This window comes from Sporosarcina saromensis (assembly GCF_033253735.1).
Lineage (GTDB): Bacteria > Bacillota > Bacilli > Bacillales_A > Planococcaceae > Sporosarcina > Sporosarcina saromensis.
Genome location: NZ_JAUBDI010000004.1, coordinates 199,078 through 225,346, shown reverse-complemented (window position 1 = coordinate 225,346; position 26,269 = coordinate 199,078). Strand labels below are relative to the sequence as shown.

Sequence of the window (26,269 nt, the reverse complement as noted above, 5' to 3'; positions counted from 1 at the left end):
CACCTTTACAGCTCTCGCTGGTCCAAGCGGCAGCTCGCGGGGTGAACTTCAACAGCTCTCTTCCTATTAGCACTCACAGTCAAGGCGCTAACTTCCTGTAGGAGAAATACCGTCTACTTTTCCCGGTCACAGCTTTTACAATGTATAATAAGTATTAGTATAGCCTATTCCGTTTCATTCATCAAGATTGGGTTAAGGTTTATCTTCTTCCGAATGAATAGACGAGAATGCCCGTTGCGATCGCTACATTTAAAGATTCCGCTTTGCCATACAACGGAATTTTCACGACTTCGTCTGCTTGTCGCAAGTAGTCTTCAGATACACCACTTCCTTCATTCCCAACAATGAGTGCGAATGCTTGCATCGGTTCAATTGCATAATGTTCGGATGCCTGTTGCAAGCCCGTTCCGATAATGTGTATACCTGCTTGTTTCAGTTGCGCTAACCATTCATTCAAATCACCCTTGATGACCGGTATGTGAAAATGTGAACCTTGAGCAGATCGGACCGTTTTTGGATTATACGGATCAGCGGAGCCTTTTCCGAGAATGACCGCATCAATTCCTGCAGCATCCGCTGTTCTAATCATTGTCCCGATATTTCCAGGATCTTGCACCGCATCAATTAATAAATATTTTTTCCAATGCTTGACCTCTTCAGGCGAATAATGAGGCTGTTTACAATGAGCAAAGACGCCTTGTGATTGCTCCGTTTCAATGAGCTCTTTAGCAACAGCTTTTGTCATTTCAATCAATTGCACGTTTTCCGTATTCCAATTAGCAGGGAGTTCTATTCCTTCAGTCACCATTAAATGGACAACAGTACCATTGGTGTTTAGCGCTTCTTCCACTAAATGAAAGCCTTCAACGATAAATTCTTCCGCTTTGTCTCGATCTTTCTTTGACAAGACAAGTTTTTTCCAATGTTTCACAAGCCCATTTTGAGTGGATTCAATTCTTTTCATGTATTGTTGACATCCTTTTTATCTTTTTTCTCAGTGTAACAAATGTCTGTATAGTTGGCGATCATTGTGTCCAAAATGATTGCAGGAGGATTGATAATATGAACTTTCAAATTCGTGACGCGATTACAGCAAACATGACAAACAATTCCGCGGACGATATTCGAAATGTAGTAGAAGATGCATTGAACCGTGGCGAAGAACATCTTTTGCCAGGATTAGGCGTGTTCTTTGAAAAGTTATGGGTCAATGCGGACGAGCAGGAAAAAGCAAAAATCACCGGCGAACTCGCTCAAGCATTTACAGCTGGTTAAGTAGACAATCATTGAAAGCTCCAATAGGATCACCGGCACGATGAGAAGCAACTTCTTATCGTGCTTTTTAGGTGGAGATGAACCGCCTGGATCTAGAGGTGATTACGCAATTGTAATATAACCTGTGCGCATCGCAACGTTAACCGGCTCGTATCGCAACATTAACTTCGCGCATCACAACGTTAACGGCTCGTATCACAACACTCAGCCTTCGCATCACAATGCTCCAACCGCATCGCAACATTAACCGCGTGTATCACAACGTAAACGGCTCGTATCACAATACTCAGCCCTCGCATCACAATGCTCCAACCGCATCGCAACGTAACCGGCTCGTATCACAACGCTCAGCCTTCGCATCACAATGCTCCAACCGCATCGCAACATAAACCCCGCGCATCACAACGTAAACCGTTCGTATCACAACGCTCAGCCCTCGCATCACAATGCTCCGGCCGTATCGCAACATTAACCCCGCGCATCACAACGTAAACAGTTCGTATCACAACGCTCAGCCCTCGCATCACAATGCTCCAACCGTATCGCAACATTAACTTCGCGCATCACAACGTAAACGGCTCGTATCACAACACTCAGCCCTCGCATCACAACGCTCAGCCTTCGCATCACAACACTCACGCCTCTTATCGAAAAGCAATAAACCTCTGAGAGAAGCCCACAAAAAAAGCAAGTACAGGAATCCCCCCCTACTCGCTTCTCCATTTCATTTCATAATCTGGACTTTCTCGAACGATCAATTAAAGTTCCGCACAAAAATATCAAAACCGGCTGCTGTGGCGAGCCCGAAAACGAGCGTCCATAGTGTGATACTAATCGTCATCCAGACCGTTGTATTTACTTTCGTCGCACCAAATAGTAACCCGATAAATGCAGCGATATGGGTTCCGATGAGAATCGGACCGAGTAAGGCGAGGCCAGGCATGCCGTATTTATTCCAAATCCGTTTTCCGCGTTCTGTTCGTTTGGATTCAGGTTTGCCGGTTTTTTCACGTCGTCTCTCCATCCACTCTTTGACGCGCTGAAAGGCAATAATTAACAACAATACTGTAAGCATATTCCCGATAAACGCGAGAATCATCACCCAAACTGGCGATAATCCCCTTATGATGCCTAATGGGATGACGAGTGCAATTTCGAACCAAGGTATGGCAGCTCCTAAAAACACTAAAAAGTATTCAAACATTCTGTACCCCCACGATATGAGTAAATTCAATTCATATACTACAGGAAATTCAGATTGTTTTCCACATGTTTCCACGACTACCGCTACTCATTCATTCGAAACTAGCACTTTATAACAGCGTTGCGAGTACGGCTTTTTGAGCGTGTAGACGATTACCCGCTTGTTGGAATACATAGGAATTGGGTCCATCAATCACGGACGTAGCAACTTCTTCTTCACGATGCGCAGGCAGACAGTGCAAAAACATATAGTCTTTTTTTGCGTGAGCGACGAGTTCATCATTCACTTGAAAATCATTAAACACTTGTAATCGAGTAGCTGTTTCTTCTTCCTGGCCCATACTCGTCCAGACATCTGTATAGACAACGTCTGCATTTTCGACAGCTTCGATCGCGTTGTTCGTTTGAATGAGTGAACCACCATTTGCATTGGCAATTTTTTGTGCCTTCATGAATAGGTTTTGATTACACGCATAGCCTTCTGGAGAAGCAAAAGCGACATGCATCCCCATATTGGCCGCTCCAATGATGAGTGAATGGGCTACATTGTTCCCATCTCCCACATAAGCGAGTTTCTTTCCTCGAATCGTCCCTTTCACTTCGATCATCGTGAGCAAATCCGCAAGTGCTTGGCACGGATGAAAAATGTCGGTTAAGCCATTTATGATGGGAATTGTTGCATGCTTTGCTAACTCTTTCACCATTTCATGTGAGTTTGCCCGAATCATAACCCCATCAACGTATTCAGATAAGACTTTTCCGGTATCAGAAATCGGCTCACCACGTCCGATTTGCAAGTCTTTTGCATGCATGAACATTGCATGCCCCCCTAGATGATTCATACCTACTTCAAATGAAATCCGAGTTCGCGTAGAATGTTTTTCAAAAATCATACCGAGCGTCTTCCCTTGTAATACGGCAGGCATTTTCCCCGCCACCATCTCTTGTTTCATGATAAGTGCTTTTTGTAATAAATAGTCAATCTCTTCGCTTGTATAGTCTAACAGCGTCAATAAATCTCTACCTTTTAATTGATCTTCTATGGTCTTACCAATCGTTGTGATTGCGCTATGCATTTGAACCAAACTGATCATCTCCATCCACGGTTATGTTTGTTTAAATCAGTATACAATTGCATAAATATAAAGTCAAATGTATTTTTATTAAAAACAATTACTTCTAACCCAACACGGCGTTTCTCATTCAAGATAACTAAAACCATGCGACCGCTACACTTTCAATTGAATTCAAACAACAAGAAAACCGCATAGCAACAACTTTGACAGTTGTCACCATGCGGATTTCATTCATTTCAAAAATGGCGTTCAGTTAAAGATAATATTATTCACCGTTTCACGGTCAAGCTTTTTAATAACTTCCACAATCAATTTCACGGCATTTTCATAGTCATCTCTATGCAACATTGCTGCATGCGAGTGAATATAGCGAGTGGCGATACAAATTGCGATCGATGGGACTCCGTTTCCGCTTACATGAATAGATCCCGCGTCCGTTCCGCCGCCAGGAATTGCTTCGAATTGGTATGGAATGTTGTGCGCTTCCGCTGTATCGACGACAAGATCGCGCAATCCTTTATGAGAAACCATTGATGCGTCATAAAGAAGGATTTGAGGGCCATCCCCCATTTTGCTTGCAGCTTCTTTGGACGTTACACCAGGCGTATCGCCAGCAATTCCTACATCAACAGCAAAGCCAATATCCGGTTGCACTTTCGCAGCAGCTGTTTTGGCTCCACGTAAACCGACTTCTTCTTGGACCGCCCCTACACCGAAAACAATATTCGGGTGGTTTTCATCTTTCAACGCTTTCATGACATCGATTGCAATCGCGCATCCGATACGATTATCCCAAGCTTTCGCTAGCAAATATTTTTCGTTGTTCATCACAGTAAACTCAAAGTGCGGGACAATCATATCACCAGGAAGAATACCCCATTGCATCGCTTCCTCTTTGGAAGTTGCACCGATATCGATGAACATATCTTTAATGTCAACCGGCTTTTTGCGTGCTTCCGGCGACAAGATGTGTGGAGGCTTGGAACCGATAACGCCTGTCACGATATCCCCTTTGCGTGTAACAATGTCGACGCGTTGCGCAAGCATCACTTGGTTCCACCAGCCACCGACCGGTTGGAAGGAAATGAATCCTTTGTCGTCAATTTTCGTTACCATGAAGCCGACTTCATCCAAGTGACCTGCAACCATGATCTTCGGGCCATCTGCTTGACCAGATTTTTTGGCAATCAATGAACCAAGGCCATCATAGTCGATTTCATCTGCGAACGGCTCGATGTATTTCTTCATGACTTCGCGAGGTTCCCTTTCGTTCCCTGGAATTCCTTTCGCGTCCGTCAATTCTTTTAGCATTTGCAATGTGTCATCTAATTTCGCCAATTATTTCGACCTCCCAAATAAAAACTACTTATTCAGTATAATGGAATGTTAGCTACATTGAAAGTGCTTTCATTGTTATAATAACTCTTTGCGTAAATCATGTGCACTTTTAGATGAAAGTAGACCTGGCGCAACATCAAAAACGGTTTTCGCGCCTGTTTCTCCGTTTTGATTCATACGAAAAGCAGCGCGTGCATAAGCGACGAGGACGCTCGATGTGAATTCCGGATTGCTATCAAGCGTCAAAGAGAATTCCATTACTTGATTACTGGAAGTTCCTGTTTTGCCACTTCTAATGACAAATCCACCATGCGGCATAGTGCTATGCTCTTCCGCCAACTGCTGTTCATTAATGAAATGGACCGTTGTGTCATAATCTGAGAAGTAGTCAGGCATAGAGACAATTGTTTGTTCAACAACAGTTGCATCTGCACCTTCTTCCAGTACGACATAGCACTCACGTGTATGCTTTTCCCTTGTCGTCAGTGTCGGTTGGCTTCCACTTCTCACTTTGTCAACAGCCTCTTCAACCGGTATCGTATATTGGACTGCACCTTTGACACCAGCGATTCTACGGATTGCATCAGAGTGACCTTGGCTTAACCCTTTGCCCCAGAATGTATACGTCGCTCCTTCAGGAAGGATTGCTTCCCCATAAAGCCGGTTAATGGAGAATAGGCCAGGATCCCATCCGACAGAAATGATTGCAGTTTTTCCATTCGGTTTTGCCGTAGCGTCTACTGTTTCGAAGTAGTCCGGAATTTTTGCATGCGTGTCAAAGCTGTCAACCGTATTAAAATGTTTAGCAAGTGCAGGACCTTGTTCCGGAAGATCATCTTTAGACCCACCACATAAAATCATGACGTCGATCTCATTTACGAACTTTTCGACATCGCCTAATGCATAGACAGGTACACCGCTATTCACCTTTAGTGTAGAGGGATCCCTTCTTGTAAAAACAGCATGAAGTGTTAAATCTTCATTTTGAGTGATTGCTGATTCTACACCTTTCCCTAAATTTCCATAACCGACAATACCGATGTTGATTTTTGAACTCATTTCCATCATCCCTCTCTCGTAAAGTATTGTATTATTTTATCGTTACCTTGTTCAGAATGCTATGATTATTTTTGTTCACAATCTGTCCTTTGGTCTATTGAACGATCAATGGTACAGTAGACTATGATGGACTTTATTTGAAATGAGGATTTAAAATGCGCGCATTTGTCTATGTAATCGTCTTTTTTTCTTTCTTTGATTTATTTTCACAGTTGCCTATTATGAGTCCGTTCGCTCTATCGTTAGGCGCTTCTTCTTTTTTGACCGGTTTAGCTGTCGGTATGTATTCTTTTTCAAATACAATTGGAAATATCATTTCTGGTTTCATGACAGATCGCCGTGGCCCTTTTATGATTTTACTCATTGGCTTATTCGCCTCAGGAGCGTCGCTTTTATTGTATACAGTCGTTGAGGGACCGTATTCTTTGCTTGGTATCCGATTCATCCACGGATTTATGGAAGGGCTTATTGTTCCAGCCGCTTTCACATTTCTTGCAAATCGTACAGAAGAATCAAAACGTGGCCGTAGTGTCGCGATTTCCGGTGCGTTCGTTGGAATGGCAGCGATCATCGGTCCTGCCTATAGTGGGATTGTCGCTTCCAAAACAAGTACCCCTTTTATAATGGGAATGAATGGCCTCATCATGTTTATCTTAGCATTTGCAGCCTTCTTTCTTCTGCGTTCCTATACGTATGTCAGAAAAAATCGCTTAAAAATGTCATCACAATTCCGGGTCAAATACTTATTTAAACACCCCGGCATGGTCCGTGCATTTTCAGGTGCATTTTTTCTCATGTTTTCACAAGGTGTGCTGGCATTCATCCTCCCTTTAAAAGTGGAAGCGCTTGGCTTTGATACAAAAACAACCGGAATGCTACTCAGTACATTCGGGGTTGTCGCAATACTAATTTTCCTTCTACCGATTAATCGTGTATTTGATCGGGTACGTCCTATGATTACGTTAGCTTTCGGGATTTCACTAATGGGCATTTGCATGATTTTGTTAAGCCAAGTATCAGCGCTCACTCACCTGTTTTTAGCGATGGGGTTATATGGCATCGGCTTCGCTTTTCTATTCCCGTCTATCAATTCATTGCTAATTGACTCATCAGCTCCGGAATACCGCGGAAAAGCATACGGCTATTTTTATGCCTTTTTTTCCATCGGTGTCGTAGCGGGATCGAGCTTGATTGGCTATTTGGATTTATCGTTCACTGGTGGATTCATGGTGACAGGAATCATCCTTTTGTTCATTGCACTTTATACAATTTTAGGTTTGAAACGAAGTTTGCTATTGACAGAATAGGTAAAACCAGTTAAAGTCATAGACGAAAAGAATAACCCTGTTCGGGAGAGGTTCATAGCGACCCTCTATAAAAAACTATGGATGCCGGAAACTACGCCATGTCCATTTGACATGGCTTTTATTTTTCCATTTCTATGGCCCCTCCCTGACAACATAACTTCAGGGAGGTTTTTGTATTGACTGGAAGAGATGAAAACACACTACAAGACTTAACACTATTAGGTAACCAACGAACGACCTATGCTTATGAATACAATCCATCCATTTTAGAAGCCGTTGACAACATGCATACAACGCGTGATTACTTCGTGAAATTCAATTGCCCTGAATTCACTTCCCTTTGTCCGATGACGGGACAGCCCGACTTTGCAACGATGTACATCAGTTACATACCAGATGAGAAATTGGTCGAAAGTAAAGCTTTGAAACTGTATTTGTTCAGTTTCCGGAATCACGGGGATTTCCATGAAGACTGTGTCAACATCATCATGAATGATTTAATTCATTTATTGGCGCCTCGCTATATTGAAGTTTGGGGGAAATTTACGCCTCGGGGTGGTCTTTCAATCGACCCTTACTGCAATTATGGTAAACCGGGAACGAAATACGAACAGATGGCGGAGCATCGCTTGATGAACCATGATCTGTACCCAGAGAAAATCGATAATCGATGAGGAGTAATGAAAGATGCGCTATTATTTAAGTGGAATATTTGTAGGTTTATTAATTTTATCGAACATTGTAGCAGTGAAATTGATCAGCGTTGGCAGTTGGATTGTTATTCCTGCAGCAGCCGTCATTTATGTATGTACGTATCCGATTTTGGATGTACTAACTGAAGCTTATGGGAAAGAGGCTGCCCGTAAAACTGTTCAAACCGGGTTTATTGCACAACTTTTGGCAATAGGATTCATTTGGATTGCCATCCACTTGCCTGCTGCTCCTTTTTATGAAAACCAAGCTGCTTTTGAAACGATCTTTAACGCAGGTTTCCGTGTGACAATTGCCAGTTTAGTTGCCTATCTCGTGAGCCAAAACTTAGATGTAACAATCTTTGATAAGCTGAAACAAAAACACGGCTCAAAACAATTATGGGTACGTAACAATGCCTCTACGATGGTGAGTCAATTCGTCGATACGACGTTATTCATTACAATCGCGTTTGCAGGAACAATGCCTACCTCTATATTACTTGGCATGATTGCGAGCCAATACATCTTTAAGTTTTCAATCGCAATTATCGACACACCCATTGTGTATGTATTGGTTGCACTCTGCAGAAAGAAAGAGCGAAACGTCCAACCAATTGTTTCACCTCAACAATAATTCGAACGTAAAAAACCGCGTACCGGCGACTCATTTGAGACGCGCACGCGGTTTTCCTTTTGTCTAAAATTCTTACACCATCTGCTTTGAAAAAGCTTTGATTTCTTCCATAAACGCTTCTCCATACCGCTCAAGCTTCGCATCACCTACACCATTGACTTCCAAAAACGCTTCGTCGGTCATTGGCATTTTAGCAGCCATATCCCGTAATGATTTATCAGAGAAGACGACGAAAGGCGGAACACTTGCTTCTTGTGCAATTTTCAATCGAAGTGCGCGTAATTGGTCAAATAACGGGTCGTCTTGCGTAATCTGTTTTGTTTCGACTGTCGCTTTCCGATAGACTTTAGTTTTCCCAGTCAGCACATCTTTGCCTAATTCCGTCATATAAATAATCGGGAATTGACCATTTTCAACACCTAAAAAATTTTCCGAGATAATAAACTCAATAAAATCGGACACTTCCTTCGCGTTGCGGCCTTTCATAATGCCATATGTCGTCAGTTTATCAAATCCGAATTCGACAACTTTCTTATTTCTTGAACCAGTCAACACTTGGGCGATCATCGTCTTTCCAAAACGTTGCCCCATCCGAATAACGCAAGATAACACTTTTTGAACGTCAACAGTTACATCAGCCCGTTCCCGCGTATCCGTGCAATTTGCACAACGGTTGCAATCTTGTAAGTCACTTTCACCAAAATAGGAGATGATGAATTTTTGTAGACAAGATTCGGTATGACAATAGTCGATCATCGATTGTAATTTTTCCAACTCACCAGGTATCCGATTGACATCTTGTGATTGATCAATAAGGAACCGTTGCGTAATGACATCTTGCGACGAGAATAATAAGGTACAGTGACTATCAAGTCCATCTCTTCCCGCACGACCCGCTTCTTGATAATAGCTCTCCATATTTTTCGGCATCTGGTAATGAATTACATAACGTATATTACTTTTATCGATGCCCATGCCAAATGCATTTGTCGCTACCATGACAGTCGCTTCATCCATAAGAAAACGATCTTGTTCAGATTGACGAACAGTATCCGATAAACCAGCATGATACCTAGCAACTGCAATTCCGGTCCGCTCGAGCATCGTATATACTTGGTCAACCGCTTTGCGCGTAGCCGCATAAATAATGCCTGCTTCGCCTTCATTTTTCTTCACATACGCCTTCACAAACTTGTCCCGGTCTTGTCCCTTCACGACGGAAAACGTCAAATTACTTCTTTCAAAACCTGTCATCACAGTAAATTCGGGATCGATGTTCAATTGGTGACAGATATCATCCCGCACTGCAGGTGTTGCAGTTGCAGTCAAAGCGAGGACTACTGGTTTCTTCACAAACGAATTGATGACCGTATGCATCATTCGGTAGCTCGGTCTGAAATCATGCCCCCATTGTGAAATACAGTGCGCTTCATCAATGGCAATCATCGGAATATCCATCTTGTTGATTTGTTGAATAAACGATTGGGACTCGAACCGTTCTGGAGCAACGTATAATAGTTTATATGCGCCAGCTAAGGCGTTTTCCATAATGCCAAAATATTCTTCAGTCGTTAATGAACTGTTTATGTACGCGGCTTGTACACCTATCTGTAGAAGTGCATCCACTTGGTCCTTCATCAGAGAAATTAATGGTGACACAACTAGAACCGTACCTTCCATGACCATAGCTGGTACTTGGTAACAGATTGATTTTCCGCCACCTGTTGGCATCACACATAACGTATCTCGTCCATGCAAGACATTTTGAATCGCCTGCTCTTGTCCAGTTCGAAACGATGAATATCCAAAGTATGTGGAGAGCACGGATTGTAATTGTTCGATTGATGTCACCTCCAAATTCTTCATCATGCACATTACTCCATTCTAAATAAGTCGCTTCTTCTAGAATAGCAGACATTTGATAGCGTCTCCAAGAAAATAGAAAAAATGCGTTCAACGAATCTGATGATCGTTGAGCGCAAAAGAAAGTAAAACAACATATTATTATACTTTTGCAATCCTAATATTGCTTACCATTAGAATTCCGAGTATGATCATAACGATTACAAAAAAGGCAGGACCGACATAATGACTTAAGAAGTAAGATAATGTTAACAGGACGCCAGCTGCAGTAATGGGCACACCGTAAAATGTCCCATCAAATTCTCTTACGTTATATCGAGCAAGGCGAACTGCCCCCGCAAGAATGTAAAAGATTGTAGCAACAATCCCAACCCATAACATATTAGACAAATTTGTCGTGTAAATTAATAAAGCAGGTGCGACACCGAAAGATATTAAATCACTTAACGAGTCCAATTCCTTACCAAACAACGATTCTGATTGGAAATGTCTTGCAACCATACCGTCAAAACGGTCAAATAGGGCTGCTAAAAAGATGAATACAAGACTCATATGGCTAAGGTCGCGTGAGATTAAGAGGATGGCGATGATTCCGAAGCTAAGGTTCGTCAATGTAATTGCATTCGCCAACTGCCCTTTTATTTTAGTATAATCAAAGTATCTGGATAAAAACATGAGAATTCCTCCGTCTATTTTTTCTACTACATACTATTTGCATGGGAGACTACCGTAATGAAAAAAACACTCTTTAAACAATTCGTCGAATTGACAGGACACCCAGTGTCCTCATCGATTTTAAAAACAGTTACCCGCTCTTCAATGAGTAAGAGACTACTAAAGCCTTTTGCTTCCGCATACCGTATCAATGAAGAGGAAGCGGAATATCCGCTAGAGCATTATAAAAGTCTTCAAGATTTTTTCACGAGAAATTTAAAGCACGGCGTACGCCCAATCGATCAAAGAGCAAATGTGATGACTTCACCGGTAGATGGCTATTTGACAGCATCCGGCAAAATCAATGAACAACAGTCTTTTTACATTAAAGATCATCTATATAGTATAAAACAAATTTTGGGAGATGAAAAGGGCGCAAATACGTACAAAGATGGTTTTTTCTATATTTTTTACTTATCACCCAGTCATTATCATCATTTTCACTACCCATTTAATGGACAATTGGTTAATCGATATGCATTAGGAACAACATCTTTTCCTGTCAACGATTTAGGATTACGACTTGGCAATCAACCTTTTGCAACGAACTATCGGTTGATTTCCGAAATGGAAACTTCCCATAGCAAACTTGCAATTATCAAAGTTGGTGCACTGAATGTCAACAGCATCCACCTGACAAGCACGTCAAAAAACTGTACAAAAGGCGATGAGTTCGGCTACTTTTCTTTCGGTTCCACAGTCATTCTCTTCATTGAAGACGATGCGCACTTTAAGACGTTACTTTCATCAGGGACTGAAGTAAAAGTAGGGCAGCCTATTGGCGAATGGATAGAACCTCAACCATCACAGAACAACGAAATTTAACTAAATGAGGGATAAGGAATGTTACAGTTTGAAGACTTTGTCATGCATTACGGTTATTTTGCCGTATATATATTTTTAGCGCTCGGAATTTTTGGGCTACCGTTACCCGATGAATTGGTCGTTGCTTTCATCGGACATTTATCAGCAGTCGGTACGCTGAATTATTTCAGCGCGTTCGTCATTACAATTCTTGGTGTGTTGACAGGAACCCTATTCACTTACACGATTGGCCGCAAAGTCGGAAAACCGTTACTTATGAAATATGGAAAATGGATCAGCCTTTCACCGAAACGGATACAAAAAGTGGACAGTTGGTTTAATAAGTATGGTTCATGGGCAATTACAATCGGCTATTTTGTGCCAGGTATGCGACATATTATTTGTTACATGTCAGGAAGTTCAGGTGTAGACATTCGAAGATACCTTGTTTTCGCTAGTATCGGAACTTTTATATCCTCTATCACTTTTTTAACAATTGGATACTTCGTACACTTTCCATTCTAGTACGTTGTTGTCTCTCCAAATCTGAAAAGTTACAGTCTGTCGATTTTCGGATATCTGTCGGTTGAATACTGTCATAACAATCGTTGTTACGAGCAACTCCATCAAGATACATAGTTAATTGGGATCACTGATTTGTATTGTTTAAATACGATAAAAAAAAGCAGTTGGAAGGACTTTATCCGTCCTTCCAACTGCTTAGAAAAAAATTATACGCTAACTAATACTAAGATCAGCAGCCTCTTTCATCATCAACTCTTTGAGTTCACTATAATTGTTCCTGCTCAACGGCACGACTAAGTCAGAGCCGTGCAAATTAATGGAATGCGATCTCGAAAAAGCATCCGGATGGATAGCTGTAATTCGATGGAGAGGAACGAGAAAAGATTGATGGGACCTATAAAAACCAAGGGGTGACAAGATTTCTTCCAATCGCTTCATCGTTTCACGGGTATTGTACTTTTCTCCATTCGCACAACAAACAAAGATTTTCCTTCCCTTTTTCTCAATATAGAGAATGTCACTTACTAAAATCATTTGTATGCCACCAGCAACACTCAATCCAATTTTTGCATCACGTCTAATTTTGCTTTCTAATTTCATTTCTTTAACTTTCTCAATTGCTTTCTCCAAGCGTAATGGATTGATTGGTTTTGTCAGAAAGTCCACTGGATGCGCCTCGTAACCTTCTAATGCAAAGCCTGCATGGCCAGTGACAAATATGATGAGTGTTTTCGGATATTTTCTCTCTATTTCCTTAGCTAGTTCCAAACCGTCCATACCTGCCATTTCAATATCTAAAAAAGCAACATCTATCGGCTTTTGCGAAAAATGTTGCATTGCCTCTTCAGCACTGTTCGCTTGTGAAACGATTTCAATAAAGCTGTATGAGCGTAAATGGGACAATAATGAATCAATACAATGCTGTTCATCGTCTACTAGTAATGTGCGTATTTTCATAATTATCCCTCCCTAATCATTTCATACAGGTATATGAACATTAAACGTAATCATCCCATCAAGAATTTCGGGATAAATTACCCCATCGTATTTTTCAGCAATCTTTTTCACCATCGGCAAACCAAGCCCTTCATGATTCACTTTCGTTGAATAACCGACCGCAAAAAAATCATGTACTTTATCCTCGTGAAGATATGTAGGATTTGTGACGCGCATAATAATATTATTCCGATTTGATGAGATTTCCACCGTCACGAGTCGATTGTCCCTGTCTAATTGACGGACTTCATCAAGCGCATTTTGAATCAAGTTCCCTAGCATTTTGTTCATTTCATAGACAGAACAGGGCATATTTCGTAAATCATCCATTAATAAGTAGTGAATTGTGATTTGCTGTTCTTGAGCAAGGCTTTTAAAGGTGCTCAACATTGCAGAGACTGCTGGATGACGCAATGGCAACAAATCATTAATATTCGCTGCAGACTTTGTCATGTCTTCAATATACGCTTTACATGCTTCATATTCGCCTTTTTGTATAAGACCGTAAAGAGCAGTTAAATGAATGTTGAAATCATGTCGTTGAGATCTCACAATTTGAAAAAAGGACAACAACTCTTTTTGGTATTGGCGATCCAAGAATACTTGGATACTTTCATTCTTATATAGAATAATACGCCTTAAGAAATAGATACTCGCTAAGCTTATAGCAATGGACCAAATTGTAATGAACAGCCGATAACCTGGACGCGTATACTCCAATTCCAGCACAGTGTAAAACAAACCGACCACCAGTAAACCCAACATAAAAACAACAAAATACATTTGTCCACTAAATGAAATTTCTGACTCATCTTTGGATAGTTGTTTCTCAAACAATTGTTGAGGAAAAACGATGGGTTTTTTAGATAGCATTAACATAGATATAAAGATATTGTTTAAAGCAATTAAAAGGTGCATAGAAAATTGCGAGCCTAAATCCATCTGAACGCCACTCATCATATGAAGTAGTTCCAGCAAGTTATATTCAAGCAAAAATACAACTAACAGATTAAATAGTGAAGATAGCAAAACAGCAACAATTGTTTGTGATAGGGGTAATTTTAATGAATACTGGATAATTGGTATAAGCAGTATGCCAATAAAGACTAAAGGTAGGACTACTTCTATTGATAAGCTTACTATCGAAATTAGGATGCCTGTCAGCAATGTAATCCCTAACAATCGTTTAAATCTCGATTGAACATCGACACCAACGAGCGTTAAACCTACTAAGAGGCCTGTGCATATTTGAATGCTGTACAAAATTGTGTAATAAACGATTGTTCCAATTGCCCCACCCATGCTATCACCTATTCCTACTGTCACATTTGCAGTTATCCTTTTTACTTAATTAACTGATCGACCAATACCGGTACATTGCAATCAAGTACTTCGTTCTTAAAATTCTTTTCTGTCACTTCAATAACAGCAGTCATGTTCTGTCCTCCTAAAATTTCACATACGCACAACATATAAATCATTCCTATTTTTCAGAAATCAAGTATATTTGATATACATAATTTATACACTTTCTTACGTTACTTCAATATCGTTCGACAATGATGTCCTTTCTTGTGTTCATTTGGTCATAACAAGATTCTTTAATAATCGCTATTAATCGATATTAATTTCTTAACAATAATTATTATAAATAATACTGGTTTTACATGAACGCCTATGGTATATTGATAATTGAAGTTAGCACACTACTATTCCAAGGAGGAATTATCAATGACTATCAATGATAATCATTCTCAAACGAAATTAACAACTGCTGCGGGTGCACCTGTTGGTGATAACCATAATTCCATGACGGCTGGACCAAGAGGACCGATTCTTTTACAAGACGTTTGGCTAATTGAAAAACTCGCTCATTTCGATCGCGAAGTTATTCCTGAAAGACGAATGCATGCAAAAGGTTCAGCAGCTTATGGGACTTTTACTGTTACGAATGATATTACACAGTACACGAGGGCTAAACTATTTTCTGAAGTAGGGAAACAGACTCCGATGTTTGCTCGGTTTTCGACTGTAGCTGGTGAACGAGGGGCTGCCGATGCTGAACGTGATATTCGTGGTTTCGCACTAAAATTTTATACGGAAGAAGGAAACTGGGACCTTGTTGGAAATAATACACCTGTTTTCTTCTTTAGAGATCCGCTTCACTTCCCTGATTTAAATCACGCAGTGAAACGTGATCCTCGTACAAACATGAGAAGCGCAACAAACAACTGGGATTTTTGGACTTCCCTCCCTGAAGCCTTACATCAAATTACGATTGTCATGAGTGATCGCGGGATTCCAAAAACATATCGACATATGCACGGTTTCGGAAGTCACACATACAGTATGATCAATGCAAATAATGAACGCGTTTGGGTGAAATTCCACTTCCGTTCCGAGCAAGGCATTGAGAATTTGACAGATGAACAAGCGACAGAATTAGTTGGTACAGATCGAGAATCGCATCAAAGAGATTTATTGGACAGCATCGATAATGGCAACTTCCCGAAATGGAAAATGTATATTCAAGTGATGACGGAAGAACAAGCCCTAAACATGCCTTACAACCCATTCGATTTGACAAAAGTATGGTACAAAGATGAATTCCCACTCATTGAAGTAGGTGAATTCGAGTTGAATCGAAATCCCGACAATTATTTTGCAGAAGTAGAACAAGCTGCATTTACACCTGCAGCAATTGTCCCAGGTATCGGTTTTTCACCTGACAAAATGTTACAAGCACGATTATTTTCATATGGCGATGCACAACGCTACCGCTTAGGCGTGAATCATCACCAAATTCCTGTTAACGCTCCTAAATGCCCATTCCACAGCTTCCATCGTGACGGCGCAATGCGCGTAGATGGAAATCACGGAAGCCGAACTTCTTATGAACCAAACAGCTTCGGACAGTGGAACCACCAACCTGATTTCAAAGAACCACCTTTAAAAGTTTACGGTGATGCTGCACATTGGGAATTTAGAGAAGATGATGATGATTACTTCACACAACCTGGAAAACTATTTAGACTGATGTCACCTGAGCAACAAGCCGTCTTGTTCGGTAATACAGCTCGTAATTTAGGAGATGCACCAAACGAAATTAAGTACAGACATATCCTTCACTGCTACAAAGCAGACCCTGCATATGGAGAAGGTGTAGCGAACGCACTCGCCATTCCAATGAGCGACGTTCTTGAAACAGCGAAGTAAACAACGAAACAAATATGAAAGCCAATGGTCTCCTTGCTTGGGACCATTGGCTTTTTTGTGACCTTACAAATCTAGATTGAATAAAACACATGCAAACTCCATATCCTATTTGACATAAGCCCTACTATGTCTGGAGTGAAATTGAATGGAAACTGTCGATATGATTCATTCTTCTAAAAATAGAATTGTACATACAAGTTTTCTACTTGCTTGTCTTTGTATCATCGATGCGGTTTTTACCGATATCGGGATACGCCAAGGCCATATAGAAGAGTTGAACCCGATTATGCGCTTTGTGCACGACAAAAGTATACTACTGTTTTATGGAATGAAAATCCTTTTACCGGCAATCCTTCTAACATTAATCCAATTTGCAAAAACATCAACAATTTTAAAATACACCGTTTTATTCGCACTGATCATCTATGTCGTTATTGTTAGCATGCACATTTACTGGATAATTATTGTGATGGCTTTTTTATAAATGTCGTTCATCCAAACATCGCTGAAAAATGCAACAAGCCCTCTTCGGTTACAGTAAACCAAAGAGGGCTTGTTCTACTTATAAATGCTTACTTTTCACTCGGGTCAGCTGCATTAAACATATTTGCTACTATTAACCCTGTAATCAGGGCAACAACACTCATCACAAATGGTGTACCGCTATCAGGAATACCTGGATAGATAACGAATACAGATCCTAAGATTAAACCGATAATGATGGCAAACATTGCATGCGTGTACGTATTCAATAAGTAATGGATAATTTTACTGCTGGCAATAAAACCGACAATGACCCCTGCTCCAATAACTACAATAATTGGAAGGTTTAATGTAGAGAGAGCATTAATGGCAGTAGCATATACACCAAGCAACAATAAGATGAATGAGCCACTCACACCTGGTAATAACATCGCCATACTACCTGCCCATCCAGCAAAAAATAGACCTAATGCATTTTGCATCGATAGGGATGTAATAATTACTGCATCAGCCGGTTTAATGAATACCGTACTAGCCAATGCTACACCCACGACGATTAACAACACATAATGACCAATTGTAAAATTCTTTTTCACACCAGCTTGTTTGGAGATAAACGGAACCACACCGATAATCAGTCCTAAAAAGAAAAATTGTGTCGGTTGTTCATAATTCTCCAACAAGAAGTTTATCAGTTTGCTAAAAAGGACTAACGTTAACCCAACTCCAATTCCAAGCGGAAGTAGAAAACCGATATGCTTTTTCCACTCTCGACTAAAAAAGCCGCTAATTGCAATAAGTAATCGATCATATATACCGAGGATGAATGCTATTGTACCGCCACTCACTCCTGGAATTAAGTCGCTGATTCCCATTAAGAACCCTCGATAAATATTTTTCCATTCCATAAATCTGTTCCTCCAATATCATTCAATGATAGTAGTATACCATTTCACAATTACCATAAGCCATATAAAGTACACTTCCACTATTATCACTTTTCAATTAATGAAAACACACTTCATCTTCTTACTATAAGACGTCCTTTCTTCAATTTAGGTTCATAGACTGTTAGCGTGAAATCATCACATATGTATTTTGTATTCTCTTCTCTAAAGATCTATGTAGTCTATTGATAATTGTAGAAGGAAAAAAATAAGATAGTAACAATATCATAGGTTCAAAAAAATTCGAGAAGCCGCATTTTCATGCGACCTCTCATTACGTTTAGAAAACCTTCGTACATACTAACTAAATCATCCTTATGAAGATACAGTAATGATGAAGGCGTCAAATCCAGCAGCTTTCAAATCTGCTACTTGCTTGTCCGCATTTGACTTATCCGCAAATGAACCTGCAATAACGCGATAGTAAGTGACGCCCCCTTGCGTATAAATGTCAATGAAACTATCAAAGCCTTTTGCTTGTAATTCTGCTACACGTTGATCTGCATTGGCTCGTGATGTGAATGAACCCGCAACGACACGGTATAAAGTGGATCCAGAAGGTGGTGGAGAACTCGTTTTTTGTAAACCAAGCGCTTTTTCTAATCCGTTTACATGTCCTCTAGCAGCTTTATCCAACCATGCAGACGTTTTCATTAACGAAGCGTTCGATGCATAGTCAATAAATCCATTTTCCGTTAGCATTGCATGCATACGCGTTTCTCGTAGCACATGGAAATCCGCTTTCTTTTTCCCACGGTTCGGCATATCAATCAATTTCACGATTTCTGAATGAATCGTATTTCTTAGTTGTGCTGTCGTTGAGCTATCCGAAAGGTTGCTATGAATATAATCTTCGTACCCATTACCTCCACCCGCATTAATATGAATGCTCAAGTAGAATGCTGCTCCCCAAGCATTTGCATCATTCGTACGTTGGGATAGACTGACCGTCTGATCCCCTGTCCGACTCATACGCACCGTAGCATTAGAATACTCGTTGACAAGAATATTTCTAACCCTCGTCGCAATAGCAAGCGTTACATCTTTCTCCTTTAATCCATTCCCAATTGCTCCAGGATCCGTTCCACCGTGGCCCGGATCGATATAAATTTTAACCATTTTCATTTCCTCCCTATTAGTTTTTTTAGTTTTTTGTTTTGACTTTCTTTACATCAAGTATTCTTTCAGTAGTAGTTTTTCACCTCCTTTCTGTACTTAATTCTTCAGGCATCACCTCCTTTCGGATAATAAAAAGAGCGATATCTACCTAGGCGGCAATCGCTCCTTCACTTCTTGAATTTCTTTTATAATGTCGTCATATTTATCCGCCATCGTCGTCAATAACTGCTGATACCGTTGTTCCCTTGCTTCACTGCTCTTTACTTGGTACATGAATAACCAAACAAACAGTACAGCAAATGGCCCTTGTGTCAAAAAGTAACCGAGGACTTCTCTTGCATCCATTCTCTCTCTCCCTTCTTAATTGCCACCAATTTTGGACATGTGCATCCTCACCACATACTCTTTTCACTATAAAATCCAATCCTTTTCTCTTGCTCCTCTCACCTTTTTTCACGTTCTTCTTTTTAATGTATTCCTTTATTTTCATTCATGCTTGTACCTCTTCATCACTTCCGAATGGAATTTTCAAATGTCCCTTCTAAAAACTTTTTCATTCAAAAAGAGCGATGTCCAAAACGCAGACAACCGCTCTATTCATCTTGCTTGTACACCGAACAATTCAAGATCTAGACATTCTTCTCATCACATCATTCGTAAAGTATTTCGAATCATCCCTTATATAGAACGCATGTTCTTTTTTGCTTAAACATAGTGTAACGCACCCAATATGTTCAAGTCATTTATTCGACCTACGCGACATTTGCGACATCAATTTCTAATCAAAACATGATGATGGCGGGATTTCACTCGATACATGTCTTCCCCTATTCTTCATCACACATTTTTCTAATGATTAAATCTTTTAATCTTCCAATATGCCGATCAGAAATTTTCATATGCCGACCAATCCAACGCAAACTTTTCCCCTCCAATAACCAATGAAGGATTTCAGACTCTCGATCATCCGTTATCGCGGTGAGTCTTCGTTGCAAAATCATTATTTTTTTCTCATATTCAATGATCTTATTCATTCTGCGTTCCCTCCTTGTCACCTCTTTGAAAACAGGATCATTTTGGACACCGCTTTTTTTCGGCATTGCTGCGTCATTCCCATACTTAGAAGTCAATCCACCGACATGTTCCATCGACTCTCTAATCACCGCCACACTATTTACCATCCAGTGATAATCTCTCACTAATTGCTCCATTTCTTCTGCCCTCATGTCCACGCCTCCTCAATTGAGTCACATTTGAAACAATGAAAACCATAGTTTCACATATGAAACTTTTAAATAAAGATAACATATGTTCGGTTTCACTTTCAATAACAAATACGCAAAATGTTGTCACAAAAGAAACTATACAGTATACTTATTCATACAGATCAGGGAGGTTAATGCATGGAAACTTTAGGTTCTGAAATTAAGAAAGTCCGTCTTGAAAATAAGTTGTCACAAGAAGAATTTGCGGAACGTATCAATCGTCAACATCATCTTGCCATTACGAAAGGGATGGTCTCAAAATGGGAGTCAGGATCTATTGAACCAAAAACCCGTATGGTGAAAGCAATTGCAGAAACATTTAATGTTTCTGTTGATCGCATTCTTGGATTGACACAAGAGAAAGCTAACAAAGTTGAAACTATAGCTATGCATATGGATGAAGACCTTACAGAAGAAGAAGTGAAAGAGATTCAAAAGTATATCCAATTTCTCAAATCGCAGCGAAAGTGAGGCGGTACGATGATGTATGAATTGCTTCTCGCGCAATATTCACATTTAGCAATTAAAGAAGTCAAAACATTACCGGTAGGATTAGGTGGAGTTTATATGGATAATATGATTCTCATCGACCAACATCGTTCATCCTATGAAAAACATTGTATTCTTGCGGAAGAGATCGGCCATTATGAAACGACTTATGGGGACATTACGGATGCATCTTCTCTCACCAATTGGAAACTTGAACTGATTGCAAGAAGGTGGGGGTACGAAAAAATTGTCTCGCTCGACAAACTGATTGATTGCTATGAGTTAAATTATCTTTCAATCGAAGAAGTGTGTAGTCATTTGGAAGTAACAGAAGACTATTTACTAGAATCCATTCAACATTATCATGCTCGATTCGGTGTTTCGGTTCAATACAAAGCGTATGAAATCTTCTTTGAACCGTTATCTGTTGTTAAGAAGCGGTAAATGTAAATGTTTTCCCTCTTTACGTATCATTCTTCTGACAACTACGTCTTACGACCGAGAACAAATCATACGTCCGTCTAGTGGCTATATCACCCCTATACGCTATGATAGTGTTAAAGGGTTAGCGTTCATCCGAAAAGCAAAGGAGAATGGGCATGAAAAAAGTGTTGTGGGCTGGATTAATAGGGGGATTTTTAGTCGTCATCGGTATTTTTTTATACGAAAAAATGCTAAACATTCCAGTGAACGAGGAAGCTATCATACAAAGAGACGATGCAAAATCATTGGATATGACAATTCACTTTGGCGTCGGTACATTAAAAATGGTCGGCGGCGCTTCAGACTGGGTAAACGGGACTTTCGACTATACCGATAAGAAGTGGAAACCATCGCTAACGTATAAAAACAAAAACAAAATCGGTTCTGCACACCTAAAACAAAAATCTTCAATGAATATTGGTTTTTCCAATAAAAAGTTCCAGAACGATTGGTCGCTGCAGCTCACAAATGAGATTCCAGTAAAATTAGCTGTCAGCTTAGGTGTTTCTACAGCAAACTTGGACTTAAAAGGCATCCAACTGAGCAGTCTTGCAATCGATAGTGGGGTTGGAGAATCGACAATCGACTTAAGTGGAAACTGGGACCACAGTTTTCCTGTTGACTTACGATTGGGCGTTGGAGACACAACGATTTATCTACCGAAAGATACAGGCATAAAACTTGTCGTCTCAAAAGGGGTCGGTCGGTTCAATACGAATGATTTCATTCCACAAGGGAAAGGTGTATACGTAAACGAAGCATATGGAACCGCTAAGCATACAATCGACTTGTCCATTGATATGGGCGTAGGAAATGTTACATTTAAAATAGTTGATTAGGTGAAATTCCATATACGATTTTCGCTATAAACTGAAAAGGGACATTTCGCTACGTTTTAAGCGAATGCCCCTTTACTATTTAAACAGTCGGTCAGTGCAGCCTTATGTTTTACCAGTCATACCCGTTTAACAAACGACTTCGTCGCATCGCTACATTTTTTGCTTCAGTTTCTCTTGCAATTTGATCCTTCCTTAACTGACCGTTAATACGAGGATCTTGCAATCTCATCGTACTCCATCCAGAAGGACCGACTTTTTTACTCACTTTCTTAATTTCATCTTCAAAAAATAACATGTCCACTCCTCCTCCCTGCACAGTAGTTGAAAGAGAGAAGCAACCTTACTTCCCACTCTCTATACAATACGCAACAAAAGAGGACATACGGAGGGTATGCGCACAGCGTGGAGGCAATTAGTTATCTACTTACGTTAATTAGTCATAACCATCTACGCACTCATAAAAATAAGCCATTGCAAATAATCGTTAACTTACAATGGCTTATCAGGAATATGGCGCTATAGATAAAAATTTAGTTGCAACTTCACCAGATATTTTCATCAACCGCTTTTTCGAATAGACTTCTTCAAAACGTGGGCAAACACTTAGTATATTAAATTTTGATTTTTATCCAATTTCGTAATAGCTTACTTTGCATTTTGTTTTTTCAATTCTTTCATTCTCGCTTGATAGTCATCAATTTTTTTAACAATCCTGTCGACTTCATCTTCAACTAGCTTGCGTTTCTCTTCTTCCAAATCGTCAATTAGTTTTTGGTAAGCATCTTTTTGGTCGTTAATGAAAGTGATAAGTTCTTCTTGCTGGCTATCACTTACTAACGCTTCATCTTTAAGTAGTTTTGCGGCCCCAATCAATCGATTGTTTTCTACTTTAATCGCCTTCTTCGCTTTATTAGCATAGCCCGACACCGTTGTGAGAGCCGTTGTTTTTGGCCAACCAATCGGCTTTGCATAGACGAGACCGACAAGATCCAAATCAGATGGTAACCAAATTTTCGAAATACCTGCTGTCATTTCTTCAAGGGAATTTGCAGCCATGTACGTACCATTCCCAGCTTCTGCTACTGCTTTCAACTGACTTTCTGCATCTTTATCAACTTGAAAACCAATTACATTGACATGTCGACCGGTCTTTCCTTGTGCAAATGCCTTCGCCTCTGCAATCGGATCTCCCCCACAAGTTTCTGCTCCATCACTAACAATGTACACTGTTAGGTCTTCTGTCGTGTCTTTGTGATCGATACCGGCCTGTTTAATCGCTTCTGCTAACGGCGTCCAACCGCTTGCCTTTACATTATCCAATACGCTATTAAATTCTTTTTCTTTGAATTCTCCTAAAGGATACACTTCCTCAATCGTCCCACAAGAAAGTGTTATATCAGATGCACTTTGCGTCCCTTTATGTCCATATGCATATAAGGATACTTCACTCTTTTGTCCAATTGCCGTCGCAAAGCTCTTTACTGCACTTTTCGCTGTATCCATTTTCAAGCGTCCATCCGCATAGAGCAACATACTGGAACTGGCATCGAGGAGAATAAGCGCTTTTGCAGGGTGTTTCGTTCGCTCGCCTTCTTCGTTCATCTCATAAGGTTCAGGCATCAAAGGTTCAGTAAATGAAGGATGATAGGTTATAAGCGGGTCGACCAATTCTTTGTATTGAGCACCACCAAGGTAATAGTTTAGAGCTTTTACAATCATTGCAGGGTCCTCTGTGTGCTTCACAACCTCTTTCATTTCGGATAAAAACACAGGACGCAGCTCACTAGGAACTTCGGTTTTTGCCCACATTGACGTCTCTTCTTCTACAGTGAACTCACTTGTCAACGAGCCCGGTGACAATTCTGCTAAATCTTCTACAGTTTGAACGTTCTCTACTGAAGAGATGTTTTGGAGAAGTGATTTATCTAACGACTCTTCCATTTGATTATTTTGTTCTTCCTCATCTTGTTTCACTTCATTTTCAGGGGACTGTTCTACTGGCAACTCGGAGTCCACATTCTCATTTCCTTTAGAACAGCCTGCGAGGAAGGTACAAACAATTAATAGAGCTACTAATAAATAGTTTTTCATAATCGCTACCACCTTTCCGACTTTACCGTTTATACGGTTTACAACTCGCTAAGTTCCACTTTCTACACTTTACAATCCGAATGAACTATAAAATGAAAATTACATACAATTTCCATATTCGAAAGAACTATTCAATTGATTTACTTCCCTTACTTACTCTGTGACACATAACAAAAAAAACACATAGATACAAAGTAATCAAACTTCGTTCCATGTGCCTTTTTCATTAACTTCTTTCATCTATTCAGTTCGCAGTAGCTACTTCGTTACGTTTTGCCTCAATCGCCGCGAGTCTTTCATTAAATTCATCTACCGTCATGTTTTGTTCTGTGAAATAACGGTTTCGTGGATGTGTACGGCATTCATCCGAACAGCTTCGCATATAGAAATGCTCATTTTCTTCTGAGCATAAGATTTTATCGTTACATTCTGGGTTTGCACAATTCACATAACGTTCGCAAGGCGTTCCGTCAAAATGGTCACGACCGACAACTACGTGTTCAACTTGGTTAATCGGAACAGCAATTCTTTCGTCAAATACGTAACATTGTCCGTCCCATAATTGTCCTTTTGCGACAGGGTCTTTTCCGTATGTGACAATTCCACCTTCAAGGTGAGCAACGTTATCGAATCCTTCGCGTTTCATCCACCCAGTGAATTTTTCACATCGAATGCCGCCTGTGCAATACGCAAGGACTTTTTTGCCTTCAAACAGCTCTCTATTTTCACGGACCCATTCAGGTAGATCACGGAAATTTTCAATATCCGGACGAATGGCTCCTCTGAAATGACCTAGATCATATTCATAGTCGTTTCTTGTGTCAAAAACAACTGTATTTTCATCTTGCATTTGCTTGAAGAATTCTTCAGGCTTTAAGTACTCTCCTGTCAATTCCAATGGATTGATGTCCTCTTCAAGACTTAAGTTAACAATTTCCTCGCGATGACGCACATGCATCTTTTTAAATGCGTGTCCATCCGCTTCATCGATCTTAAACCAAAGATCTTTAAAGCGCTCATCGCTATGCATTTTTTCCATGTAGGCATCTGTTTGCTCAATCGTACCTGAACAAGTTCCGTTGATTCCTTCTGTACCTACAAGAATACGACCTTTCAGTCCAAGTTCCTTACAAAATGCCAAATGTTCGGCAGCAAATGTTTCTGGGTCTTCAATGTGTACGTATTTATAGTACAACAATACCCGGTATGCTCCTTTTTCCATTTCTTCGACCACCTTCTGTTTGTTTTCTTTGCAATAGAAATAACAGCTTGATCGGTTTAACAATATTCGATTGTAAACACATAAAAGCTCACCCGAATTTGCAAGATGCGGGCATTTGACAGTATATCATAAATGCACCTTTTGAAAAACCCCATTGCACTGTTTTTATCCAATTAATGCGTGATTCGTTTCGTACATTTCACATTCATTTCCAGCACTCAAACTACTAGGTATTGTTGTATACTTTCAACTAGTAAACATTCGACATTTTTTTACTTTCACAGAAACTATTTCAGAAGTCTATCCGTCTAACATACTAAGAAGACAATATTCATTTTTGTTAGTTGACGCGACATAAATCGTGTTAGTAAGACACGAAGATGGAAAAAGGAGATGATTTGAATTCAAATGGACTTTTATAGCACGAAAGACTTTGTAAAACGGGACGCTCGCGTCATTAAACGGACTTATTGACACGATAAGCTTGTAAAACGGTTCGCTCGCGTCATTAAACGGACTTTATTGACGCGATAGACTTGTAAAACGGGACGCTCGCGTCATTAAACAGACTTTATTGACGCGGTAGACTTGTATACCGGGGTTCGCGCGTCATTAAACAGACTTTATTG

At 40.2% G+C, this 26,269-nt stretch carries 27 protein-coding genes, 1 riboswitch and 1 other annotated feature (1 of these 29 cut by a window edge); of the genes, 11 read left to right on the top strand and 16 right to left on the bottom strand.

All coding sequences use genetic code 11. The features are described from left to right. Nucleotides 1-139, bottom strand: a binding site (T-box leader); it reaches 93 nt to the left of the window's first position. A 60-nt stretch (nucleotides 140-199) separates the two neighbouring features. Then, nucleotides 200-964, bottom strand: coding sequence for a TrmH family RNA methyltransferase (locus tag QT711_RS07075; RefSeq protein ID WP_317942942.1), 765 nt, complete (start codon nucleotides 962-964; stop codon nucleotides 200-202). 98 nt (nucleotides 965-1,062) lie between these two features. Between QT711_RS07075 and sspI the strand changes: the two genes are divergently transcribed. Beyond that, the gene (gene sspI, locus QT711_RS07070; protein ID WP_317942940.1) at nucleotides 1,063-1,275 is read left to right on the top strand and encodes a small acid-soluble spore protein SspI; all 213 of its coding nucleotides are present in this window, start codon (nucleotides 1,063-1,065) and stop codon (nucleotides 1,273-1,275) included. A gap of 754 nt (nucleotides 1,276-2,029) precedes the next feature. Here sspI and QT711_RS07065 read toward each other — a convergent pair. The 4 genes from QT711_RS07065 to QT711_RS07050 form a co-directional block, all read right to left on the bottom strand. Beyond that, the gene (locus QT711_RS07065) at nucleotides 2,030-2,479 is read right to left on the bottom strand and encodes a small multi-drug export protein (RefSeq protein WP_317942938.1); all 450 of its coding nucleotides are present in this window, start codon (nucleotides 2,477-2,479) and stop codon (nucleotides 2,030-2,032) included. A 109-nt stretch (nucleotides 2,480-2,588) separates the two neighbouring features. Further along, on the bottom strand, nucleotides 2,589-3,554 hold the full coding sequence (gene argF, locus QT711_RS07060) for an ornithine carbamoyltransferase (protein WP_317943020.1): 966 nt from the start codon (nucleotides 3,552-3,554) through the stop codon (nucleotides 2,589-2,591). A gap of 249 nt (nucleotides 3,555-3,803) precedes the next feature. Further along, entirely contained in the window at nucleotides 3,804-4,892 is a 1,089-nt protein-coding gene (locus tag QT711_RS07055; RefSeq protein WP_317942936.1) for a M42 family metallopeptidase, read from the bottom strand. A 75-nt stretch (nucleotides 4,893-4,967) separates the two neighbouring features. Then, entirely contained in the window at nucleotides 4,968-5,951 is a 984-nt protein-coding gene (locus QT711_RS07050) for a diaminopimelate dehydrogenase (RefSeq protein ID WP_317942935.1), read from the bottom strand. A gap of 155 nt (nucleotides 5,952-6,106) precedes the next feature. On the opposite strand from QT711_RS07050, the gene QT711_RS07045 reads away from it, so the two are divergent. From QT711_RS07045 to QT711_RS07035, 3 genes are all read left to right on the top strand, one after another. Beyond that, nucleotides 6,107-7,258 (top strand): MFS transporter, encoded by a 1,152-nt coding sequence (locus tag QT711_RS07045; protein ID WP_317942934.1) that lies wholly within the window; start codon nucleotides 6,107-6,109, stop codon nucleotides 7,256-7,258. Between the two features lie 41 nt (nucleotides 7,259-7,299). Further along, nucleotides 7,300-7,343, top strand: a riboswitch (PreQ1 riboswitch). Nucleotides 7,344-7,434: 91 nt separating this feature from the next. Continuing rightward, nucleotides 7,435-7,932 (top strand): preQ(1) synthase, encoded by a 498-nt coding sequence (gene queF / locus QT711_RS07040; RefSeq protein WP_317942932.1) that lies wholly within the window; start codon nucleotides 7,435-7,437, stop codon nucleotides 7,930-7,932. A gap of 13 nt (nucleotides 7,933-7,945) precedes the next feature. After that, a complete protein-coding gene (locus QT711_RS07035; protein ID WP_317942930.1) occupies nucleotides 7,946-8,584 on the top strand; it encodes a queuosine precursor transporter in 639 nt (212 codons plus the stop codon). Nucleotides 8,585-8,656: 72 nt separating this feature from the next. Here QT711_RS07035 and recQ read toward each other — a convergent pair whose 3' ends face one another. Both recQ and pssA read right to left on the bottom strand, forming a co-directional pair. Beyond that, complete coding sequence (recQ, locus tag QT711_RS07030) at nucleotides 8,657-10,453, bottom strand: DNA helicase RecQ (RefSeq protein WP_317942928.1); 1,797 nt, start codon at nucleotides 10,451-10,453, stop codon at nucleotides 8,657-8,659. Nucleotides 10,454-10,588: 135 nt separating this feature from the next. After that, nucleotides 10,589-11,122 (bottom strand): CDP-diacylglycerol--serine O-phosphatidyltransferase, encoded by a 534-nt coding sequence (gene pssA / locus QT711_RS07025; protein WP_317942927.1) that lies wholly within the window; start codon nucleotides 11,120-11,122, stop codon nucleotides 10,589-10,591. A 57-nt stretch (nucleotides 11,123-11,179) separates the two neighbouring features. On the opposite strand from pssA, the gene QT711_RS07020 reads away from it, so the two are divergent. Further along, nucleotides 11,180-11,986, top strand: coding sequence for a phosphatidylserine decarboxylase (locus QT711_RS07020; protein ID WP_317942926.1), 807 nt, complete (start codon nucleotides 11,180-11,182; stop codon nucleotides 11,984-11,986). An 18-nt stretch (nucleotides 11,987-12,004) separates the two neighbouring features. Then, nucleotides 12,005-12,490: a DedA family protein gene (locus tag QT711_RS07015; protein ID WP_317942925.1), complete on the top strand. Its 486-nt coding sequence runs from the start codon at nucleotides 12,005-12,007 to the stop codon at nucleotides 12,488-12,490. A 213-nt stretch (nucleotides 12,491-12,703) separates the two neighbouring features. Here QT711_RS07015 and QT711_RS07010 read toward each other — a convergent pair whose 3' ends face one another. After that, a complete protein-coding gene (locus QT711_RS07010) occupies nucleotides 12,704-13,447 on the bottom strand; it encodes a LytR/AlgR family response regulator transcription factor (protein WP_317942924.1) in 744 nt (247 codons plus the stop codon). Between the two features lie 21 nt (nucleotides 13,448-13,468). Beyond that, nucleotides 13,469-14,812, bottom strand: a complete 1,344-nt coding sequence (locus tag QT711_RS07005; protein WP_317942922.1) for a GHKL domain-containing protein — start codon at nucleotides 14,810-14,812, stop codon at nucleotides 13,469-13,471. A 405-nt stretch (nucleotides 14,813-15,217) separates the two neighbouring features. On the opposite strand from QT711_RS07005, the gene QT711_RS07000 reads away from it, so the two are divergent. Both QT711_RS07000 and QT711_RS06995 read left to right on the top strand, forming a co-directional pair. Further along, nucleotides 15,218-16,702: a catalase gene (locus QT711_RS07000; protein WP_317942921.1), complete on the top strand. Its 1,485-nt coding sequence runs from the start codon at nucleotides 15,218-15,220 to the stop codon at nucleotides 16,700-16,702. A 145-nt stretch (nucleotides 16,703-16,847) separates the two neighbouring features. After that, nucleotides 16,848-17,186, top strand: coding sequence for a DUF5658 family protein (locus QT711_RS06995; RefSeq protein ID WP_317942920.1), 339 nt, complete (start codon nucleotides 16,848-16,850; stop codon nucleotides 17,184-17,186). An 88-nt stretch (nucleotides 17,187-17,274) separates the two neighbouring features. On the opposite strand, the gene QT711_RS06990 is transcribed toward QT711_RS06995, so the two are convergent. The 4 genes from QT711_RS06990 to QT711_RS06975 form a co-directional block, all read right to left on the bottom strand. Next, nucleotides 17,275-18,093 carry a DUF368 domain-containing protein gene (locus QT711_RS06990; RefSeq protein ID WP_317942919.1) on the bottom strand — a complete coding sequence of 273 codons (819 nt, stop codon included), beginning with the start codon at nucleotides 18,091-18,093 and terminating at the stop codon, nucleotides 17,275-17,277. 354 nt (nucleotides 18,094-18,447) lie between these two features. Beyond that, a complete protein-coding gene (locus QT711_RS06985) occupies nucleotides 18,448-19,251 on the bottom strand; it encodes an N-acetylmuramoyl-L-alanine amidase (protein ID WP_317942918.1) in 804 nt (267 codons plus the stop codon). Between the two features lie 144 nt (nucleotides 19,252-19,395). Then, entirely contained in the window at nucleotides 19,396-19,596 is a 201-nt protein-coding gene (locus QT711_RS06980) for a BhlA/UviB family holin-like peptide (RefSeq protein WP_317942916.1), read from the bottom strand. Between the two features lie 482 nt (nucleotides 19,597-20,078). Beyond that, entirely contained in the window at nucleotides 20,079-20,477 is a 399-nt protein-coding gene (locus QT711_RS06975) for a DNA-binding response regulator (protein WP_317942914.1), read from the bottom strand. Between the two features lie 177 nt (nucleotides 20,478-20,654). Here QT711_RS06975 and QT711_RS06970 point away from each other — a divergent pair, with 177 nt between their 5' ends. The 3 genes from QT711_RS06970 to QT711_RS06960 all read left to right on the top strand — a co-directional run bounded on the left by QT711_RS06970 (nucleotide 20,655) and on the right by QT711_RS06960 (nucleotide 22,327). After that, nucleotides 20,655-20,987 (top strand): helix-turn-helix domain-containing protein, encoded by a 333-nt coding sequence (locus QT711_RS06970; RefSeq protein WP_317942912.1) that lies wholly within the window; start codon nucleotides 20,655-20,657, stop codon nucleotides 20,985-20,987. A gap of 12 nt (nucleotides 20,988-20,999) precedes the next feature. Continuing rightward, entirely contained in the window at nucleotides 21,000-21,449 is a 450-nt protein-coding gene (locus tag QT711_RS06965) for an ImmA/IrrE family metallo-endopeptidase (protein ID WP_317942910.1), read from the top strand. 155 nt (nucleotides 21,450-21,604) lie between these two features. Next, entirely contained in the window at nucleotides 21,605-22,327 is a 723-nt protein-coding gene (locus tag QT711_RS06960; protein WP_317942908.1) for a toast rack family protein, read from the top strand. A 109-nt stretch (nucleotides 22,328-22,436) separates the two neighbouring features. Here QT711_RS06960 and QT711_RS06955 read toward each other — a convergent pair whose 3' ends face one another. The 3 genes from QT711_RS06955 to trhO all read right to left on the bottom strand — a co-directional run bounded on the left by QT711_RS06955 (nucleotide 22,437) and on the right by trhO (nucleotide 25,640). Continuing rightward, on the bottom strand, nucleotides 22,437-22,622 hold the full coding sequence (locus QT711_RS06955; RefSeq protein WP_317942906.1) for a hypothetical protein: 186 nt from the start codon (nucleotides 22,620-22,622) through the stop codon (nucleotides 22,437-22,439). A 350-nt stretch (nucleotides 22,623-22,972) separates the two neighbouring features. Next, complete coding sequence (locus QT711_RS06950; protein WP_317942904.1) at nucleotides 22,973-24,418, bottom strand: vWA domain-containing protein; 1,446 nt, start codon at nucleotides 24,416-24,418, stop codon at nucleotides 22,973-22,975. Between the two features lie 244 nt (nucleotides 24,419-24,662). Next, the gene (gene trhO, locus QT711_RS06945; protein ID WP_317942902.1) at nucleotides 24,663-25,640 is read right to left on the bottom strand and encodes an oxygen-dependent tRNA uridine(34) hydroxylase TrhO; all 978 of its coding nucleotides are present in this window, start codon (nucleotides 25,638-25,640) and stop codon (nucleotides 24,663-24,665) included. Between the last annotated feature and the right edge of the window lie 629 nt (nucleotides 25,641-26,269).